At 60.5% G+C, this 742-nt stretch carries 1 protein-coding gene; it reads right to left on the reverse strand.

What is annotated here, in order from left to right; all coding sequences use genetic code 11:
* Positions 1–742: TraG family conjugative transposon ATPase (locus DW189_RS14190; protein WP_117508607.1), on the reverse strand; the 742-nt coding region annotated here is incomplete at both ends.

Consider the following 742-nt stretch of genomic DNA (forward strand, 5'->3'; position numbering starts at 1 on the left):
AGCTTCGAGAGGTAGAGGTTCACGGCGTTCGAGAGCGCCACCTCCTCCGAGCGCGTCGGCTCCTCGGATTCGCGTTTCCAAAGGGTCAGCAGCAGCGTCTTGAGCGACTCGCGCTTCTCCACGTCGTACACTCCGTCCTCGACATAGAAGGGATTGAAGGCGATGGGCGCCTCCTCGGTGTAGGTGAAATACACCCCGTCGCGGCCCTTGGTCTTGGCGTGAATCAGCGAGCAGAGCCCTTGGTAGGAGTTGCCCGTGTCGACCAGCAGGATATGCGAACCCTGCTCCCAGTACTGACGAACCAGATGGTTCGTCAGATAACTCTTGCCCGAGCCCGACGGTCCGAGGATAAATTTATTCCGATTCGTGATGACGCCGCGCTTCATCGGAAGGTCCGAGATGTCCAGATGGAGGGGTATGCCCGACAGGCGGTCGGACATCTTGATTCCGAAGGGCGAGAGCGACGAGCGGTAGTTGGTCTCCCCGTTGAAAAGGCAGAGGGCCTGATCGAGGAAGGTGTAGAAACTCTCCTCGGCGGGAAAGTCGGCCTCGTTGCCGGGAATCGCCGCCCAGAACAGCACCGGAACGTCCACCGTGTTATGACGCGGCGTGCAGCCCATAAGGGCCAGCTGCGACCCTACGTCGTTGCGGATGCGCTTCAACTCCGATTCGCTCTCGGCCCATGCCATGACGTTGCAGTGGCACCTTACGGAGCGCAACCCCTGCGAGTGCGCCTCATTGA

The sequence above is a fragment of the Alistipes sp. AM16-43 genome (assembly GCF_003435745.1).
GTDB classification, from domain to species: domain Bacteria; phylum Bacteroidota; class Bacteroidia; order Bacteroidales; family Rikenellaceae; genus Alistipes; species Alistipes onderdonkii.